Genomic DNA, 18,543 nt, shown 5'->3' on the forward strand with positions numbered 1-18,543 from the left:
CATCACAGCCCTTTCCAGAAAGTTCCATCATCTGTCTGAATGTTTTGTGACAGAGTGCAAATTCAGAGCCACCAAAACCAGACATAACTTGCAATAGTTCTCTTTCTGGCCGACCTTATATCTATTAATTACGAAGCGCAAAAAAATAAATTCTCTCGTTCCCCACAGTGAAGTGAAACCTATGTTGATTCCGTCTAAATTAAGTCGCCCGGTTCGTCTTGACCATACAGTGGTCCGCGAGCGTCTGTTGGCTAAACTTTCCGGCGCGCATAATTTCCGACTGGCGCTGGTTACGAGCCCTGCAGGTTATGGAAAAACAACGCTCATTTCGCAATGGGCCGCAGGTAAAAGCGATCTTGGCTGGTGCTCCCTTGATGAGGGCGATAACCAGCAAGAACGTTTTGCCAGCTATCTGATTGCCGCCATTCAGCAGGCCACCAACGGGCACTGCGTGGCCAGCGAAGTGATGGTGCAAAAGCGCCAGTACGCCAGCCTGTCCTCCCTTTTCTCTCAGCTGTTTATTGAACTGGCCGAGTGGCACCGCCCGCTTTACGTGGTCATTGATGATTATCATCTGATCACTAACCCGGTGATCCATGAGTCCATGCGCTTCTTCCTGCGCCATCAGCCGGAAAACCTGACCCTGGTGGTGCTGTCGCGTAACCTGCCGCAGTTGGGCATTGCCAACCTGCGCGTGCGCGATCAACTGCTGGAAGTGGGTAGCCAACAGCTGGCCTTTACCCATCAGGAAGCCAAACAGTTCTTTGACTGCCGCCTGAACTCACCGATTGAGGCCGCTGAAAGCAGCCGCCTGTGCGACGATGTCGCCGGTTGGGCGACAGCGCTGCAGCTGATTGCCCTCTCCGCCCGGCAAAACAACAGCCCGACGCATCAGTCCGCGCGTCGCCTGGCGGGGATCAACGCCAGCCATCTTTCCGATTACCTGGTGGATGAGGTGCTGAACAGCGTCGATCCTTCGACCCGCCATTTCCTGCTGAAGAGCTCCCTGCTGCGTTCCATGAACGACGCGTTGATTGTGCGCGTGACCGGCTGCGAAAACGGTCAGCTGCAGCTTGAAGAGATTGAACGCCAGGGGCTGTTCCTGACGCGGATGGACGATCCCGGTGAATGGTTCAGCTATCACCCGCTGTTTGGCAGTTTCCTGCGCCAGCGTTGCCAGTGGGAGCTGGCGACTGAATTGCCGGACATCCACCGGGCTGCCGCTGAGAGCTGGATGGCGCAAGGCTTCCCGAGCGAGGCTATCCATCATGCGCTCGCCGCCGGTGATGCCGGCATGCTGCGCGATATCCTCCTCAACCACGCGTGGGGGTTGTTTAACCACAGCGAACTGACGCTGCTGGAAGAGTCGCTGAAAGCGCTGCCGTGGGAGAGCCTGCTGGAGAACCCGCGTCTGGTGCTGCTGCAGGCCTGGCTGATGCAGAGCCAGCACCGCTACAGCGAAGTGAATACCCTGCTGGCGCGTGCCGAGCAGGAGATGGAAAGCGATATGGATACCACCCTGCACGGCGAATTTAACGCCTTGCGGGCCCAGGTAGCGATCAACGATGGCGATCCGGAAGAAGCAGAGCGGCTGGCAATGGTCGCGCTGGATGAGCTGCCGCTGGCCAATTTCTACAGCCGCATTGTGGCGACGTCGGTACACGGCGAGGTACTGCACTGCAAGGGTGAGCTGACGCGCTCCCTGTCGCTGATGCAACAGACCGAACAGATGGCCCGCCGTCATGATGTCTGGCATTACGCGCTGTGGAGCCTGATCCAGCAAAGCGAAATTTTATTTGCTCAGGGGTTCCTGCAGGCGGCCTGGGAGAATCAGGAAAAGGCGTTTCAGCTGATTCGCGAACAGCATCTTGAACAGCTGCCAATGCACGAGTTCCTGTTGCGTATTCGCGCCCAGCTTCTGTGGGCGTGGTCACGCCTGGATGAAGCAGAGAGCTGTGCCCGTCAGGGCGTAGAGGTGCTTTCCGGCTTCCAGCCGCAGCAGCAACTGCAGTGCCTGGCCCTGCTGGTGCAATGCTCGCTGGCGCGTGGGGATCTGGATAATGCCCGCAACCACCTGAACCGTCTGGAGAACCTGCTCGGCAATGGTCAGTATCACAGCGACTGGGTTTCGAACGCCGATAAGGTGCGGGTGATTTACTGGCAGATGACGGGTGATAAGAAATCCGCCGCCAACTGGCTGCGCCAGACGCCAAAACCTGAATTTGCAAATAACCACTTCCTGCAAAGTCAGTGGCGAAACATTGCACGCGCGCAGATCCTGCTCGGTGAGTTTGAACCGGCTGAGATTGTGCTGGAAGAGCTGAACGAGAACGCCCGCAGCCTGCGTCTGATGAGCGATCTCAATCGTAACCTGCTGCTGCTTAACCAGCTCTACTGGCAGGCCGGGCGTAAAAATGATGCCCAGCGCGTACTGCTGGAGGCGTTGCAGCTGGCGAACCGTACCGGGTTTATCAGTCACTTTGTGATTGAGGGCGAAGTGATGGCTCAACAGCTGCGTCAGCTTATTCAGCTCAACACGCTGCCGGAGCTGGATCAGCACCGTGCCCAGCGCATCCTGCGCGAGATTAACCAGCACCATCGCCACAAGTTTGCCCACTTCGACGAGAACTTCGTTGAACGCCTGCTGAACCATCCGGAAGTACCTGAACTTATTCGCACCAGCCCGCTGACGCAGCGCGAATGGCAGGTGCTGGGGCTTATCTATTCAGGCTACAGCAATGAGCAGATTGCCGGTGAGCTGGCGGTGGCGGCAACCACCATCAAAACGCATATCCGCAATCTGTATCAGAAGCTGGGCGTGGCGCACCGTCAGGATGCGGTGCAGCATGCGCAGCAGTTGTTGAAGATGATGGGGTATGGGGTGTAGGTTTGTGCGGGCTGATGCCCTCACCCCGGCCCTCTCCCCGTGGGAGAGGGAGAATGGCTTCTCAACATAACTCTAACTGCACATTATTATCTTTAATCACCTGCATCACGCCCGCCGGTGGCATCACATCGGTATAAACCGCATTTACCATGCTGATGCTGCCCATGTTGACCATCGCGTTACGGCCAAATTTGGAGTGGTCCACCACCAGCATCACGTGACGTGAGTTTTCAATGATCGCGCGCTTGGTGCGCACCTCGTGATAATCAAATTCCAGCAGTGAGCCGTCGCTGTCGATGCCGCTGATCCCCAGAATGCCGAAGTCGAGACGGAACTGAGAGATAAAATCGAGCGTCGCTTCACCAATGATGCCGCCGTCGCGGCTGCGCAGTTCGCCCCCGGCGAGGATGATGCGGAAATCATCTTTCTGCATCAGGGTATTGGCCACGTTCAGGTTGTTGGTCACGATGCGCAGGTTTTCGTGATCCAGCAGCGCATGGGCGACCGCTTCAGGCGTGGTGCCGATATCAATAAACAGCGTCGCCCCGTTGGGGATTTGGCTCGCCACTTTACGGGCAATGCGCTCTTTCTCTGCCGTCTGCGTGGCTTTGCGGTCATGCCACGAGGTGTTAACCGAACTGGACGGCAGCGCCGCCCCGCCGTGATGGCGCAAAATACGGTTTTGATCGGCAAGATCGTTCAGGTCGCGGCGGATGGTTTGTGGGCTGACGGCAAACTGTTCCACCAGCTCTTCGGTGCTGACGTATCCCTGTTTTTTTACCAGTTCGATAATGGCGTCATGACGTTGTGTTTGTTTCATGAAATATCCCTGGGAATTATGTTCGTTTTCGCGCATGGAGCGTGTCGGCAAACGCCATTGCCAGCCCGACGGCCAGCCCGGTGACGTGTGCACCATTGGCGATAGACATACCAAACAGATCAAACCATCCGGCAATTAGCCATATTAACGCAAAGGTTATTAATCCGCGCTGCAGATAGATGCCACTTTCGGGGTCGCGCTCGCCTCTGAGCCAGACATAGCCCATCAGGGCATACACCACGCCGGATAAACCACCGAACCACGGGCCGCTGAATTTATGCTGCACATAGCCGCTCAGCAGGGCGCTGATAAGAGTGATAACAATCAGCTTGCCGCTGCCCAGACGCTTCTCCACCGCGCCACCGAGATACCACCACCACAGCAGGTTAAAGAGAATATGCATCACCGAGAAGTGCATCAGCGCGTGGGTGAAATAGCGCCAGACGTCAAAATCGAGAGACGGGTCGTACGGCCACGCAAGCGCGATCATCACGCTCTGGTCACCCACCACGTTCATAATGATGAAGACGATAATGCAGGCCGCCATCAGCAGCAGCGTAAACGGACCTGCGCGCTCGCGAATGGTGGCAAGGAAGGGGAAGCGCCGATAGTGCAGTCCGCTCCCCGTCTGCCCCGACTGCCAGCTCGCGGCCAGATAGCGAGGGTCGCCGGGATTCTCAAGAAAGCGGGCCAGTTCCGCATTCACGCGATCGGCCTGGCTTTCATCCGCCAGCCAGACATCGGTTTTCGTGTGCTGCTGAACGGTCAGGATGATGCCCTGGGTTGCCATATAGTCGACAAACGCCTGGGCGACGCGCGGATTGGTAAAAGAGGTGATCATCAACATGGGCGGCGGTCGCTTATTTCCACACAAAAGGGGACAGTATAGCGGGATCAGCGCTCAAAAGCGTATTCCACTTCTGCCGGGAAATGACGATGCCAGGCATCGAAACCGCCGTCGACGCTGTAGACCGCATCATAGCCCTGCTGAATAAGGTACTGCGCCGCACCTTTGCTGCTGTTGCCGTGATAGCACATCACCATCACCGGCGTATCGAAGTCGTTATCGCGCATAAACGCGCCCAGCGTATCGTTGGTGAGGTGGAACGCACCCGGGGTGTGGCCCATCGCAAAACTCTGCGGATCGCGGATATCCACCAGCACCGCCGTTCCCTGGTGCATCTTCTGGTGGGCTTCTTCTACGTTAATACATTCAAACTGATCCATGGTGTTCTCTTTCTGTTGTTCAGGTTGGGTGCGCTCTGATGCCCTCACCCCAGCCCTCTCCCACGGGGAGAGGGAGAAAAGTTAGTCGCACTATTTTACCCCGTAGTGTACGTCCTGGCGGCGGGTAAACGCCATTATGTTATCCATATCACTCTAAATTGTTTTTTTGATGTTACCAAAAGCGCGTTCCTTTGCTATTATGAGCGATATCGAACATTTCTGAGCTTTAACGAAAGTGCGTGAGGGTGTTATGGAAACCAAAGATCTGATTGTGATAGGCGGTGGCATCAACGGTGCCGGTATTGCGGCAGACGCCGCAGGACGCGGATTATCCGTACTGATGCTGGAAGCTAACGACCTCGCCTGCGCGACGTCGTCCGCCAGCTCCAAACTGATTCACGGTGGCCTGCGCTACCTGGAACACTATGAATTCCGTCTGGTCAGTGAAGCGCTGGCCGAACGTGAAGTGCTGCTGAAGATGGCACCGCACCTGGCCATCCCGATGCGCTTCCGCCTGCCCCATCGCCCGCATCTGCGTCCGGCGTGGATGATTCGAATCGGTCTGTTTATGTACGATCATCTGGGTAAACGCACCAGCCTGCCGGGTTCAAACGGTTTGCGTTTTGGCTCAGAATCGGTCCTTAAGCCTGAAATCGTGCGCGGTTTCGAATATTCCGACTGCTGGGTGGACGATGCGCGTCTGGTGCTGGCTAACGCACAGATGGTTGAGAAGAAAGGCGGCGAAGTGAAAACCCGCACCCGCGCCACCGCTGCGCGCCGTGAAAACGGCCTGTGGATCGTCGAAGCGGAAGACGTAGATACCGGCGAGAAGTTCAGCTGGAAAGCGCGCGGTCTGGTGAACGCCACCGGCCCATGGGTGAAACAGTTCTTCGACGAGGGTATGCATCTGCCATCTCCGTACGGTATCCGCCTGATCAAAGGCAGCCACATTGTGGTACCACGCGTGCACACCCAGAAGCAGGCCTACATTCTGCAGAACGAAGACAAGCGCATTGTGTTTGTGATCCCGTGGATGGACGAATTCTCCATCATCGGCACCACCGACGTGGAGTACAAAGGCGATCCGAAAAACGTCGAGATCGACGAGAGCGAAGTGAACTACCTGCTGAAGGTGTATAACGCGCACTTCAAGAAACAGCTGTCCCGCGATGACGTGGTCTGGACTTACTCCGGCGTGCGTCCGCTGTGCGATGACGAATCTGACTCACCGCAGGCGATTACCCGCGACTATACGCTCGATATTCACGACGTGGACGGTCAGGCACCGCTGCTCTCCGTGTTTGGCGGCAAGCTCACCACCTACCGTAAGCTGGCCGAGCACGCGCTGGAAAAACTGGCGCCGTACTACAAAGGCATTGGCCCGGCATGGACCAAAGGCGCGGTACTGCCTGGCGGTGATATCGGCGACAACCGCGATGATTACGCCGCGAAGCTGCGTCGTCGCTATCCATTCATCACGGAAGGCATGGCGCGCCACTATGCCCGTACCTACGGCAGCAACACGGAATTGATCCTGGGTGACGCGAAAGAGATTGCCGACCTGGGCGAACATTTTGGCCACGAGCTGTATGAAGCCGAACTGCGCTATCTGGTGGAACATGAGTGGGTTCGCCGTCTGGATGATGCCATCTGGCGTCGTACCAAAGAGGGTATGTGGCTGAATGCCGAACAGCAGTCGCGTGTGGCGCAGTGGTTGCTGCAGCATGCGGGGAAGCGTGAGCTGTCGTTGGCGTCGTGATGTAAAAAAGCCGGGTGGCGGCTCCGCTTTACCCGGCCTACTCGATCCCGTAGGCCCGGTAAGCGCAGCGCCACCGGGCTTTGTTTTTACAACCGCACCGGATCAATATGCCAGATATTCTCGGCATACTCCTTAATGGTCCTGTCGGACGAGAAATACCCCATATTGGCGATGTTATGCATCGCGACGCAGGTCCACTTCTCCTGCTGACGATAAAGCTCGTCCACCCTGTCCTGACAATCCACGTAGCTGCGGTAATCCGCCAGCACCTGATAGTGGTCGCCAAAGTTAATCAGCGAATCCACCAGGTCCCGATAGCGCCCTGGCTCGTCTGGGCTAAACACCCCGGTGGCGATTTGCGTCAGCACCTGACGTAGCTCCTCATCCTCTTCGTAATACTCACGCGGCGAGTAGCCTTTCTTGCGCAGCGCCTCCACCTCTTCCGTGGTATTTCCGAAGATAAAGATATATTCCGCCCCCACGTGCTCCAGCATTTCGACATTGGCCCCGTCCAGCGTGCCGATGGTCAGCGCGCCGTTAAGGGCAAACTTCATGTTACTGGTGCCGGACGCTTCCGTCCCGGCGGTGGAGATCTGCTCAGAGAGATCGGCCGCCGGAATGATCAGCTGCGCCAGGCTGACGCTGTAGTTAGGAACAAAGACCACCTTCAGCTTGTCGCCGATATCCGGATCGTTGTTGACCACCTTCGCCACATCGTTGATGAGGTGAATGATGTGCTTCGCCATGTAGTAGGCGGACGCCGCCTTACCGGCAAAGATCTTCACGCGCGGCACCCACTCCGCCGTCGGATCGGCCTTGATGCGGTTATAGTGGGTGATCACATGCAGCACGTTCATCAGTTGGCGCTTGTACTCATGAATACGCTTGATCTGTACGTCGAACAGCGCTTTCGGATTCGCCACCACGTTCAGATGCAACGCCAGCCAGACTGACAGACGTTTCTTGTTCAGCAGCTTGGCTTCTCGTACGGCTTTGTTCACCGCCGGAAAATCAATGTGCTGTTCAAGCTCGCTCAGCTGGCTGAGATCGGTTCGCCAGGTGCGGCCAATGTGCTCATCCAGCACCTCAGAAAGCGGCTGGTTTGCCAGCGCCAGCCAGCGACGCGGCGTGACGCCATTGGTCACGTTGCAGAAACGCGTCGGGAAGATCTTCGCAAAGTCCGCAAACAGCGACTGGACCATCAGGTTCGAGTGCAGCTCTGAAACCCCGTTCACCTTGTGGCTGATCACCACCGCCAGCCAGGCCATGCGTACGCGACGACCGTTCGATTCATCAATGATAGAAGCGCGGCTCAGCAGGCCGGTATCGTTCGGATACTGCTCCTGCAGCGTCTTGAGGAAGTAGTCGTTAATTTCAAAGATGATCTGCAGATGGCGCGGCAAAATTTTGCCGAGCATATCCACCGGCCAGGTTTCCAGCGCTTCGCTCATCAACGTGTGGTTAGTGTAAGAGAAGACCTGACAGGTCACCTCAAACGCATCGTCCCAGCTGAACTTATGCTCGTCGATAAGCAGACGCATCAGCTCCGGGATCGACAGCACCGGATGGGTATCGTTGAGGTGAATGGCGGTTTTTTCCGCCAGATTGGCGTAGGTCTTGTGCAGCTGATAGTGACGGCTGAGGATATCCTGAATCGTCGCGGAGACGAGGAAATACTCCTGACGCAGGCGCAGCTCGCGCCCGGAATAGGTCGAGTCGTCCGGGTAGAGCACGCGGGAGACGTTCTCGGAGTGGTTTTTATCTTCCACCGCCGCGAAGTAGTCGCCCTGGTTAAATTTACCCAGGTTAATCTCGCTACTGGCCTGCACGTTCCACAGACGCAGCGTATTGGTCGCATCGGTGTCGTAGCCCGGGACAATCTGGTCATAGGCGACGGCAAGGATCTCTTCGGTTTCCACCCAGCGGGACTTTTTCCCTTCCTGCTGAATACGTCCGCCAAACCGCACCTTATAGCGCGTATTGTGACGTTTAAACTCCCACGGGTTGCCGTATTCCAGCCAGTAGTCCGGGGACTCTTTCTGACGTCCGTCCACGATGTTCTGCTTGAACATCCCGTAGTCGTAGCGAATGCCGTAGCCACGCCCCGGCAGGGCCAGCGTCGCCAGCGAGTCGAGGAAGCAGGCGGCAAGTCGCCCCAGGCCACCGTTACCGAGCCCCGGGTCGTTCTCTTCGTCAATCAGCTCTTCCAGGTCCAGCCCCATCTCTTCCAGCGCGGTTTTAACGTCATCGTAAATACCGAGCGATAACAGCGCGTTAGAGAGGGTGCGGCCAATCAAAAATTCCATCGACAGGTAGTAAACCTGACGCGTTTCCTGCGACAGCTGGGCGCGGTTGGAGCGCAGCCAGCGTTCAACCATGCGGTCACGCACCGCAAACAGGGTGGCGTTGAGCCACTCGTGTTTGTTGGCGATGACCGGATCTTTCCCGATGGTAAACATCAGCTTATAGGCGATAGAGTGCTTCAACGCCTCAACGCTGAGCGTGGGGGAAGAGTAGCTAAAAGGAGCGTTCATATCAGTAACTTCGCCTCGTTACATCAAGCGTTGATAGAGATCGCGGTATGACTGCGCCGCAACGTGCCAGCTAAAGTCCATGGACATCGCCTGACGTTGAACGTAACGCCACAGCGACGGACGGGACCACAAGACGAAAGCACGCCGAATCGCCCGAAGCAGCGACCAGGCATTACTGTCCTCAAAGACAAACCCGCTGGCGATACCGTCCGCCAGGTTTTCCAGTGAGCTGTCAGATACCGTATCCGCCAGCCCGCCCGTGCGTCGCACCAGCGGCAGGGTGCCGTACTTCAGGCCGTAGAGCTGCGTCAGGCCGCAAGGTTCAAAACGGCTCGGCACCAGAATGATGTCCGCGCCGCCCATGATCCGGTGCGAGAACGCTTCGTGATAGCCAATCTGCACGCCCACCTGCCCCGGGTGTTCCGCCGCTGCCGCCAGGAATCCTTCCTGCAATACCGGGTCGCCCGCGCCGAGCAGCGCCAGCTGTCCGCCCTGCTCCAGCAGACCCGGCAGGGCCTCCAGCACCAGGTCCAGCCCTTTCTGGCTGGTCAGACGGCTCACCACCGCAAACAGTGGCACTTTGTCGTTGACCTTCAGCCCCATCGCAATTTGTAACTGGCGTTTGTTTTCCGCTTTGTCTTCCACGGAATCACGGCCATAGCGGGCCGCGAGCAGCAGGTCGGTCTCCGGGTTCCAGATCTGTTCATCGACGCCGTTGAGGATCCCCGACAAACGCCCTTCACGATGGCGCTGACGGAGCAACCCTTCCAGGCCGTAGCCGAACTCCGGCTGCGTAATTTCACGGGCGTAGGTCGGGCTCACGGCCGTGATGTGGTCGGCATAGTAAAGCCCGGCCTTCAGGAACGAGATCTGCCCGTTAAACTCCAGCCCGTGCATGTTATAGAACGACCATGGCAGATCGATGTCATTCATGTGATGGGCGTAGTACATGCCCTGATACGCCAGGTTATGCACCGTAAAGACCGATTTCGCCGGATGGCCGCGCGCCGCCAGATATGCCGGAGCGAGCCCCGCGTGCCAGTCGTGTGCGTGCACAATGTCCGGGCGCCAGAACGGATCCAGCCCTACCGCCATTTCAGCCCCAACCCAGCCGAGCAGCGCAAAACGCAGCACGTTGTCGGTATAGGCAAACAGGTTCGTATCGTGATACGGGCTACCTGGTCGGTCATATAAGTGCGGCGCGTCGATCAGGTAGATGCCCACGCCATTGTAATGTCCATACAGCAGGGTGATGCGTCCGGCGAAGGTGTCACGGCGCGTCACCACCTTTGCATCGGGAATGCCGCGCCGGATATCCGGGAAGGCAGGCAGCAGGACTCGGGTATCGACTCCGCCAGCGATTTGCGCCGCGGGTAATGCACCAAGAACATCCGCCAGGCCGCCCGTTTTTAACAACGGGAACATCTCAGAACATACGTGTAAAACCTGCATCATCGCTCCTGTTTGATCTGCAGCTTCCGCAACATTTCCCGTGTGACTAACACGATCCCCTCTTCAGAACGGTAGAAGCGACGTGCATCTTCTTCCGCGTTTTCACCAATCACCATTCCTTCAGGAATGACGCAGGCACGGTCGATCACGCAGCGACGCAGACGACACGAACGCCCGACCCAGACATCCGGCAGCAGCACCGCCGAATCGATATTACAGAATGAGTTTATACGCACGCGCGGGAACAGCACCGACTGCACCACCACCGAGCCGGAGATAATGCACCCGCCGGAGACCAGCGAGTTCAGCGTCATGCCGTGGCTGCCGGAGCGGTCCTGAACGAATTTCGCTGGCGGCAGGGATTCCATATGGGTACGGATCGGCCAGTTCTGGTCGTACATATCCAGCTCAGGCGTGACGGAGGCCAGATCGAGGTTGGCTTTCCAGTACGCTTCCAGGGTCCCCACATCGCGCCAGTAAGGTTCCGCATTCGGATCTGACTGCACGCAGGACAATGGGAAAGGATGTGCATAGGCCATGCCAGCTTTGGTAATTTTCGGAATGATGTCTTTACCGAAGTCGTGGCTGGAGTGTTCGTCTTTGTCGTCTTCTTCCAGCAGCTCATAAAGGTAATCTGCATCAAAGACATAGATCCCCATGCTGGCGAGCGATTTGGTGTCATCTCCCGGCATGGTTGGTGGGTTGGCCGGTTTTTCAACGAAGTCGATAATTTTATCGTCCGCGTCCACGTGCATCACGCCAAACGCCGTCGCCTCGGCAACGGGCACCGGCAGACACGCCACGGTGCAGCGCGCCCCTTTCTCGACGTGGTCGATGAGCATGTGGGAGTAGTCTTGCTTGTAGATGTGGTCCCCGGCGAGGATCACGATGTACTCCGCGTTGTAGCGGCGAATGATATCGAGGTTCTGGGTCACCGCATCAGCGGTGCCGCGGTACCAGTTTTCACCGTGAACACGCTGCTGGGCAGGCAGGAGATCGACAAACTCATTCATCTCTTCGCTGAAGAATGACCAGCCGCGCTGAATATGCTGCACCAGGGTGTGCGACTGATACTGCGTAATGACGCCAATGCGGCGAATACCTGAGTTCAGGCAGTTGGACAGTGCAAAATCGATAATTCGGAACTTACCACCAAAGTGAACAGCCGGCTTGGCGCGCTTGATGGTCAAATCTTTAAGACGGGTTCCGCGCCCGCCAGCGAGGATCAGGGCAACCGTTTTTAAGGGGAGCTGGCGTGCCAACATTAAGGGATCGTTCTTCTCTAATCTAACCATGACTAACTCCTTTTTTATCATCTTGGAATACGCACACTCCGTGCGCAGGCCCGTGCCAGACAGCCATTACTACCGGATTATCCGCTCCGGCAAAGGGGGGAACGGCGCGCCATTCCCCGTCAGGTAAAACAATCTCAGCGACGTCATCCGTCGCGTTCAGCGTAACCAGCCAGCGATCCGAAAGCAGGATCTGCAGGCGCGGTACGCCGTGTTGCCACTCTTGCGCGCTTAACGGTTGCGCGTCTTTATTCAGCCAGCGAACGTTGCCGTCGCCCTCCTCCCACCAGCGGTTGGCGGTGAGCGCGGGGATCTGCTGACGAAGGTGGATCAGCGCCGCGGTAAAGTGGATCAGGCCGCTGTTCGCTTCTCCCCAGTCGAGCCAGGTTAAGGTGTTGTCCTGGCAATAGGCGTTGTTGTTACCGTGCTGGCTGTGGCCGTGTTCATCCCCTGCCAGCAGCATCGGCGTACCCTGCGACAACAAAAGCGTCGTCAGCAGCGCATGCACGCTGGCGCGTCGCCGCTCAATAACATCCAGACTTCCGCCTAACCCTTCTATACCATGATTAAAGCTATGGTTATTGTTAGTGCCATCGCGATTCTCCTCGCCATTTGCCTCATTGTGTTTCTGATTGAAACAAACGCAGTCCCGGAGCGTAAAACCGTCATGCGCGGTCACCAGGTTGACGGTGGCAGACGGTCGTTTGCCATCACGTTTAAACAGATCGCTGGAAGCGGCAAAGCGTCCGGCGAACTCCCCCAGCGACAGGCTTCTCTCCAGCCAGAAGCGGCGTACGGCATCGCGATAGTGGTCGTTCCATTCGGCAAACAGCGGCGGGAAGTTCCCCACCTGGTAGCCGCCTTCACCAATGTCCCACGGCTCGGCAATCAGTTTCACCCGCGAGAGCACCGGGCAGTTTTTGATTGCCTCAAACAGCGGCGCCTGCTGGCTGAACCCCGGCGTGCGGCCCATCACCGGCGCCAGGTCAAAACGAAAACCGTCGACGTGGAACGTTTCCACCCAATATTTCAGGCATTCATACGCAAAATGCGTCACCGCCGGATGGCTGAGGTTGAGCGTGTTACCGCAACCGGTCCAGTTGTGGTAATCACCATCCTCTCTGATCCAATAATAGCTACGGTTATCAATTCCGCGCATGGAGAGCGTCGGACCGTCGAGATCGCTTTCCGCGCTGTGGTTCAGCACCACGTCCAGAATCACTTCGATACCGGCCGCATGAAGCGCTTTCACCGCATCACGAAACTCGTCCCGCGCCTTGTCCGGGTGGACGGCGTAGCGGGGGGCGAGCGCAAACATCGCCAGCGGGTTGTAGCCCCAGTAGTTGCTCAGGCCCAGTCGCTGCAGGCGAGGCTCGCTGGCGAAATGGGCGATGGGCAACAACTCCAGCGCGGTGATCCCGAGATGTTTCAGATAGGCGATCATGGTCGGATGGCCGAGCGCCTTATAGGTGCCGCGCATCTCTTTGGGAATAGACGGATGGAGATAGGTCAGCCCTTTTACATGGGCCTCGTAAATCACGGTGTTGCCCCACGGCGTGCCCGGCGGAGCATCGTCTTCCCAGTCGTAGCGATCGCCCACCACCACGCTTTTTGGGGCCACGTGGGCGCTGTCGCGGTGGTCGGGTTCCCCGTAGCCGACGTGGAAAATCGGGTCGTCTTTAAACTCGCCTTCCACGCGGTGGGCGCAGGGGTCAATCAGCAGCTTTGCCGGGTTAAACCAGTGCCCCTGAGCAGGCGCCCAGGGACCGTGAACGCGAAAACCGTAATGCATCCCTGGCCGCCCACCGGCCAGGTAACCGTGCCAGGTATCCCCGGTGCGCGCCGGTAAATCGTAACGATGTTCGTTACCTTCCCCATCAAACACACAGAGTTCGACCCGCTCCGCGTGAGCAGAAAAGAGGGTGAAATTCACACCCTTTCCGTCAAAGCTCGCCCCGAGCGGTTCGGGTTTACCTGCCGTAAGCTGCGTCATTCGCCCTCCCGCACCAGCCAGATGGTACCGAGCGGCGGCAGCGTCAGGCTCAGGGAGTTGGGGCGCCCGTGGCTTTCGATGGCATCACTCTGGACCAGTCCGCCATTACCGGCGTTACTGCCGTGGTAATGCATAGAATCGGTGTTGAGGATTTCGCGCCATTTACCGGCCTGATTAATGCCAAAGCGGTAATGATGACGTGGAACCGGCGTAAAGTTGCTGGCAACGATAATCTCGTTGCCCGCTTTATCCCGGCGCACAAAGACAAATACCGAGCGCTCATGGTCGTCCACCACCAGCCACTCAAAACCGTACGGATCGAAGTCCAGCTCGTGCAGTGCTTTATGGTGGCGGTAGGTCAGGTTCAGATCGCGGACCAGCCGCTGCACGCCGTGGTGCCAGTTGTCAGCGCCCTCCAGCAGATGCCAGTCGAGGCTGGTATCGTGGTTCCACTCGCGCCCCTGGGCGAACTCGTTGCCCATAAACAGCAGTTTTTTGCCCGGGAAGGCGAACATCCAGCCGTAGTAGGCGCGCAGGTTGGCAAACTTCTGCCACGCGTCGCCCGGCATGCGGTCGAGAATGGATTTTTTACCGTGCACCACTTCATCGTGCGACAGCGGCAGCATGAAGTTTTCGGTGTAGTTGTAGAGCAGCCCAAAGGTAAGCTTATCGTGATGATACTGACGATAAACCGGGTCGAGCTTCATGTAATCAAGCGTGTCGTGCATCCAGCCCAGGTTCCACTTGTACCAGAAGCCCAGGCCACCCATTGACGGCGGACGCGAAACACCGGCGAAGTCGGTGGACTCTTCCGCCATCGTCACCGCACCCTCAACCTGCTCGCCAATAATGCGGTTGGTGTTGCGCAGAAACTCAATTGCTTCCAGGTTCTCGCGACCGCCATACTCGTTCGGGATCCACTCGCCCTCTTTGCGGCTATAGTCGCGATAGATCATCGACGCCACCGCATCCACGCGCAGGGCATCAATGCCGAAACGCTCGATCCAGTAAAGCGCGTTCCCGACCAGGTAGTTCGCGACTTCACGACGACCGTAGTTGTAGATCAGCGTATTCCAGTCCTGGTGATAGCCTTCGCGCGGGTCGCTGTGCTCGTACAGTTTTGTGCCGTCGAACTCGGCCAGCGCAAAATCATCCGACGGGAAGTGGCCCGGCACCCAGTCAAGAATGACGTTCAGCCCGGCGGCGTGTGCGGCATCAACGAAATAGCGGAAGTCGTCGCGCGTGCCAAAGCGGCGAGTCGGTGCGTATAACCCGGTGGGCTGATAGCCCCAGCTTCCGTCGAACGGGTGCTCGTTAACCGGCAGCAGCTCCAGATGGGTAAAGCCCATCCATTTGGCGTACGGTACCAGCTGGTCAGCCAGCTCACGATAGCTCAGCCAGAAATTGTCATCGGTGTGGCGACGCCAGGAGCCGAGATGCACCTCATAAACGGAGATTGGCGCGTCGAAGCGGTTAGCCTGCTTGCGCTCTTCCGTCTGGACCACCTTCTCCGGCAGGCCGCAAATAAGCGAGGCAGTATTCGGGCGCAGCTCCGCTTCAAAGGCGTACGGGTCAGCCTTAATGCGCAGCTTGCCGTTGGCATCGATCATCTCAAATTTATAGAGCTGACCGTTATGCGCGCCGGGGATGAACAGCTCCCAGATGCCGGTTTCCCGACGCAGGCGCATGGGGTGACGACGACCGTCCCAGTAGTTGAACTGCCCGACGACGGAGACGCGCTGGGCGTTTGGCGCCCACACGGCAAACCGCGTGCCGGTAATACCATCCATGGTATCCGCATGGGCACCCAGCGTTTCATAAGGCCGCAGATGGGTACCTTCGGACAGCAGCCAGGCATCCATCTCTTTTAAGAGCGGGCCAAAGCTATAGGGATCGTCAATCAGGTTTTGCTGACCGTGCCAGATGACGGCAAGCTGATAACGAAAGGGGTTTTTACGACGGGGCATGACGCCCGAGAAGAAGCCACGTGAGTCGAGGCATTCCAGATTACCCACCTTGCGGCCGGTTTTGGGTTCGATGACCCACACTTCTGTGGCATCCGGTAACAGCGCGCGAACTTCCAGCCCGGCCTCTGTACGCTGCATCCCTAGCACAGAAAAGGGGTCGGCAAAATGACCCGCAATAAGCGCATTAATCACGTCTCTCGAAATACGATCGGACATGGTATTCATCCTGTTTTTTTATGTCGCCCTTTTTATTCGCTCCGGGACGACTTTTAATGTGACCTAAACGGTGCAGCTCATCCTCTCTGCTCCGCCCTACCCTCAGGTGAGAAATAAATCTTCCTTAAAGCATAGCCAACGACGAGGTTCCTCCTGATAAAAAATAAGACATCTGCGTTTTACTCCATGTAGTACGCAAAAAAAGGGGGTGAAAATCACCCCCGGTAGTTAACAAATTATTACGCCAGCTGGCGCAGCATGCGGCGCAGCGGCTCTGCGGCACCCCACAGCAGCTGGTCACCCACGGTGAACGCGGAGAGGTACTCTGGCCCCATGTTCAGCTTGCGCAGACGGCCAACCGGCGTGGTCAGCGTGCCGGTGACGGCCGCAGGCGTCAGTTCGCGCATGGTGATATCGCGATCGTTTGGCACCACTTTCGCCCACGGGTTGTGTGCGGCAAGCAACTCTTCCACGGTCGGAATAGACACATCTTTTTTCAGTTTAATGGTGAAGGCCTGGCTGTGGCAGCGCAGCGCGCCGATACGCACGCACAGACCGTCAACCGGAATGGTGTTCGCGGTAGCGAGGATTTTGTTGGTCTCCGCCTGACCCTTCCACTCTTCACGGGTCTGGCCGTTATCCAGCTGTTTGTCGATCCATGGGATCAGGCCACCGGCCAGCGGTACGCCAAAGTTATCTACCGGCAGTTCGCCGCTGCGGGTCAGCTCGGTGACCTTACGCTCGATATCGAGGATCGCGGACGCCGGATTTGCCAGCTCGGTCGCAACGCTCTGGTGCAGCTGGCCCATCTGGGTCAGCAGTTCACGCATGTGACGCGCACCGCCGCCGGATGCGGCCTGGTAGGTCGCCACGGAGACCCACTCAACCAGGTCCTGCGCGAACAGGCCACCGAGGGACATCAGCATCAGGCTGACGGTACAGTTACCGCCGACAAAGGTTTTCACGCCGTTGTTCAGGCCGTCGGTGATCACGCCCTGGTTCACCGGGTCGAGGATGATGATGGCATCGTCTTTCATACGCAGCGAAGAGGCCGCGTCAATCCAGTAGCCCTGCCAGCCGCTTTCACGCAGCTTTGGATAGATTTCGTTGGTATAATCGCCGCCCTGGCAGGTCACAATAATGTCGAGTGCCTTCAGCGCTTCCAGATCGTAAGCACCCTGCAACGTCCCTGTGGTACCACCAAAGGACGGTGCAGCCTGGCCGAGCTGGGAAGTGGAGAAGAAGACCGGGCGGATAGCGTCGAAATCGCGCTCTTCAACCATGCGTTGCATGAGTACAGAGCCGACCATACCGCGCCAGCCGATAAAACCAACGTTTTTCATAGCATTTGTTTCCTGCAGAGGGTGTGTGCTGTTTGTGCAAGCCAGTATTGAACTGGGATATGCTTCACATTACAAAATGCTGCCAAAGTCGCAAGCGAAATTAATCGATGATTGCCCGGCAATCAGAAAAAGAGCTAATCATCCTAATAACCATAGAGAAATTCAGGGCTAATTTACATGAGTGAAATCATTTCTGCGGCGGTTTTATTGATCCTGATAATGGATCCACTGGGAAACCTGCCGATCTTCATGTCGGTGCTGAAGCACACCGAACCCAAGCGCCGCCGGGCAATCATGATCCGCGAGCTGCTCATCGCCCTGCTGGTGATGTTTATCTTCCTGTTTGCCGGCGAAAAAATTCTCGCTTTCCTGAATCTGCGTGCCGAAACGGTCTCCATTTCCGGCGGAATTATTCTGTTCCTGATTGCCATTAAGATGATTTTCCCGAGCGCAGAAGGCAGCAGCAGCGGCCTGCCTGCGGGTGAAGAGCCGTTTATCGTACCGCTGGCGATCCCGCTGGTCGCCGGGCCGACCATTCTGGCCACATTGATGCTACTGTCGCATCAGTATCCCAACCAGATGAGCCATCTGGTGATTGCTTTGCTGATTGCCTGGGGCGGAACGTTCATTATTCTGCTGCAGTCGTCGCTGTTCCTGCGCCTGCTGGGCGAAAAAGGGGTCAATGCGCTGGAACGCTTGATGGGGCTGATTCTGGTGATGATGGCGACGCAGATGTTCCTGGACGGGATACGTGCGTGGATGAAGGGATAGCAAGGTAAATGCAAAACGGAGTGACTTGTAGGTCGGGTAAGGCGAAGCCGCCACCCGACAAAATAAGATCTCTGCGGCCTGATGCCCTCACCCCAACCCTCTCCCACAGGGCTGAGGGATCCCCAGTAATTTTTTTACCGGAAGCGACGAATGTTGTTTCAGGAAAATGAATGATTTACAGCGACGTCCTGGTCCGGCTGTAAATCGCTGAGGCGTTTCCTGCAGGCCGGGGCGAGGCGCATGGATGCGCCGAGAGGGCGGCTTTACAGGGACGTTACATCC

General features: G+C 57.3%; 12 protein-coding genes. 3 read left to right on the forward strand and 9 right to left on the reverse strand.

The window, feature by feature from the left end; genetic code table 11:
• Nucleotides 1-181 precede the first annotated feature (181 nt).
• Nucleotides 182-2,887: an HTH-type transcriptional regulator MalT gene (malT, locus tag HX884_RS00230; protein WP_178327444.1), complete on the forward strand. Its 2,706-nt coding sequence runs from the start codon at nucleotides 182-184 to the stop codon at nucleotides 2,885-2,887.
• 61 nt (nucleotides 2,888-2,948) lie between these two features.
• On the opposite strand, the gene HX884_RS00235 is transcribed toward malT, so the two are convergent.
• The 3 genes from HX884_RS00235 to glpE are packed head-to-tail and all read right to left on the reverse strand — an operon-like array spanning nucleotide 2,949 to nucleotide 4,934.
• The gene (locus tag HX884_RS00235; protein ID WP_013099103.1) at nucleotides 2,949-3,707 is read right to left on the reverse strand and encodes a DeoR/GlpR family transcriptional regulator; all 759 of its coding nucleotides are present in this window, start codon (nucleotides 3,705-3,707) and stop codon (nucleotides 2,949-2,951) included.
• A gap of 16 nt (nucleotides 3,708-3,723) precedes the next feature.
• A complete protein-coding gene (gene glpG / locus HX884_RS00240) occupies nucleotides 3,724-4,554 on the reverse strand; it encodes a rhomboid family intramembrane serine protease GlpG (RefSeq protein ID WP_013099104.1) in 831 nt (276 codons plus the stop codon).
• Nucleotides 4,555-4,601: 47 nt separating this feature from the next.
• A complete protein-coding gene (gene glpE / locus HX884_RS00245) occupies nucleotides 4,602-4,934 on the reverse strand; it encodes a thiosulfate sulfurtransferase GlpE (RefSeq protein WP_014833569.1) in 333 nt (110 codons plus the stop codon).
• 250 nt (nucleotides 4,935-5,184) lie between these two features.
• On the opposite strand from glpE, the gene glpD reads away from it, so the two are divergent.
• Nucleotides 5,185-6,693 carry a glycerol-3-phosphate dehydrogenase gene (gene glpD / locus HX884_RS00250; RefSeq protein WP_020687762.1) on the forward strand — a complete coding sequence of 503 codons (1,509 nt, stop codon included), beginning with the start codon at nucleotides 5,185-5,187 and terminating at the stop codon, nucleotides 6,691-6,693.
• 86 nt (nucleotides 6,694-6,779) lie between these two features.
• Here glpD and glgP read toward each other — a convergent pair whose 3' ends face one another.
• The 6 genes from glgP to asd form a co-directional block, all read right to left on the reverse strand.
• Entirely contained in the window at nucleotides 6,780-9,227 is a 2,448-nt protein-coding gene (gene glgP, locus HX884_RS00255; protein WP_178327445.1) for a glycogen phosphorylase, read from the reverse strand.
• An 18-nt stretch (nucleotides 9,228-9,245) separates the two neighbouring features.
• Nucleotides 9,246-10,679 (reverse strand): glycogen synthase GlgA, encoded by a 1,434-nt coding sequence (gene glgA, locus HX884_RS00260; protein WP_178327446.1) that lies wholly within the window; start codon nucleotides 10,677-10,679, stop codon nucleotides 9,246-9,248.
• The gene (glgC, locus tag HX884_RS00265) at nucleotides 10,679-11,974 is read right to left on the reverse strand and encodes a glucose-1-phosphate adenylyltransferase (protein ID WP_013099110.1); all 1,296 of its coding nucleotides are present in this window, start codon (nucleotides 11,972-11,974) and stop codon (nucleotides 10,679-10,681) included. The genes glgA and glgC overlap by 1 nt, the downstream gene beginning before the upstream one ends.
• Nucleotides 11,967-13,964, reverse strand: a complete 1,998-nt coding sequence (gene glgX, locus HX884_RS00270; RefSeq protein WP_178327447.1) for a glycogen debranching protein GlgX — start codon at nucleotides 13,962-13,964, stop codon at nucleotides 11,967-11,969. The genes glgC and glgX overlap by 8 nt, the downstream gene beginning before the upstream one ends.
• Nucleotides 13,961-16,147 (reverse strand): 1,4-alpha-glucan branching enzyme, encoded by a 2,187-nt coding sequence (gene glgB, locus HX884_RS00275; RefSeq protein WP_178327448.1) that lies wholly within the window; start codon nucleotides 16,145-16,147, stop codon nucleotides 13,961-13,963. The genes glgX and glgB overlap by 4 nt, the downstream gene beginning before the upstream one ends.
• A gap of 239 nt (nucleotides 16,148-16,386) precedes the next feature.
• A complete protein-coding gene (asd, locus tag HX884_RS00280) occupies nucleotides 16,387-17,490 on the reverse strand; it encodes an aspartate-semialdehyde dehydrogenase (protein ID WP_178327449.1) in 1,104 nt (367 codons plus the stop codon).
• A gap of 177 nt (nucleotides 17,491-17,667) precedes the next feature.
• Here asd and yhgN point away from each other — a divergent pair, with 177 nt between their 5' ends.
• The gene (gene yhgN / locus HX884_RS00285) at nucleotides 17,668-18,261 is read left to right on the forward strand and encodes an NAAT family transporter YhgN (RefSeq protein WP_003861574.1); all 594 of its coding nucleotides are present in this window, start codon (nucleotides 17,668-17,670) and stop codon (nucleotides 18,259-18,261) included.
• The last annotated feature ends 282 nt before the right edge of the window (nucleotides 18,262-18,543 follow it).

This window comes from Enterobacter sp. SECR19-1250 (assembly GCF_013391025.1).
Classification (GTDB): Bacteria; Pseudomonadota; Gammaproteobacteria; order Enterobacterales; family Enterobacteriaceae; genus Enterobacter; species Enterobacter cloacae.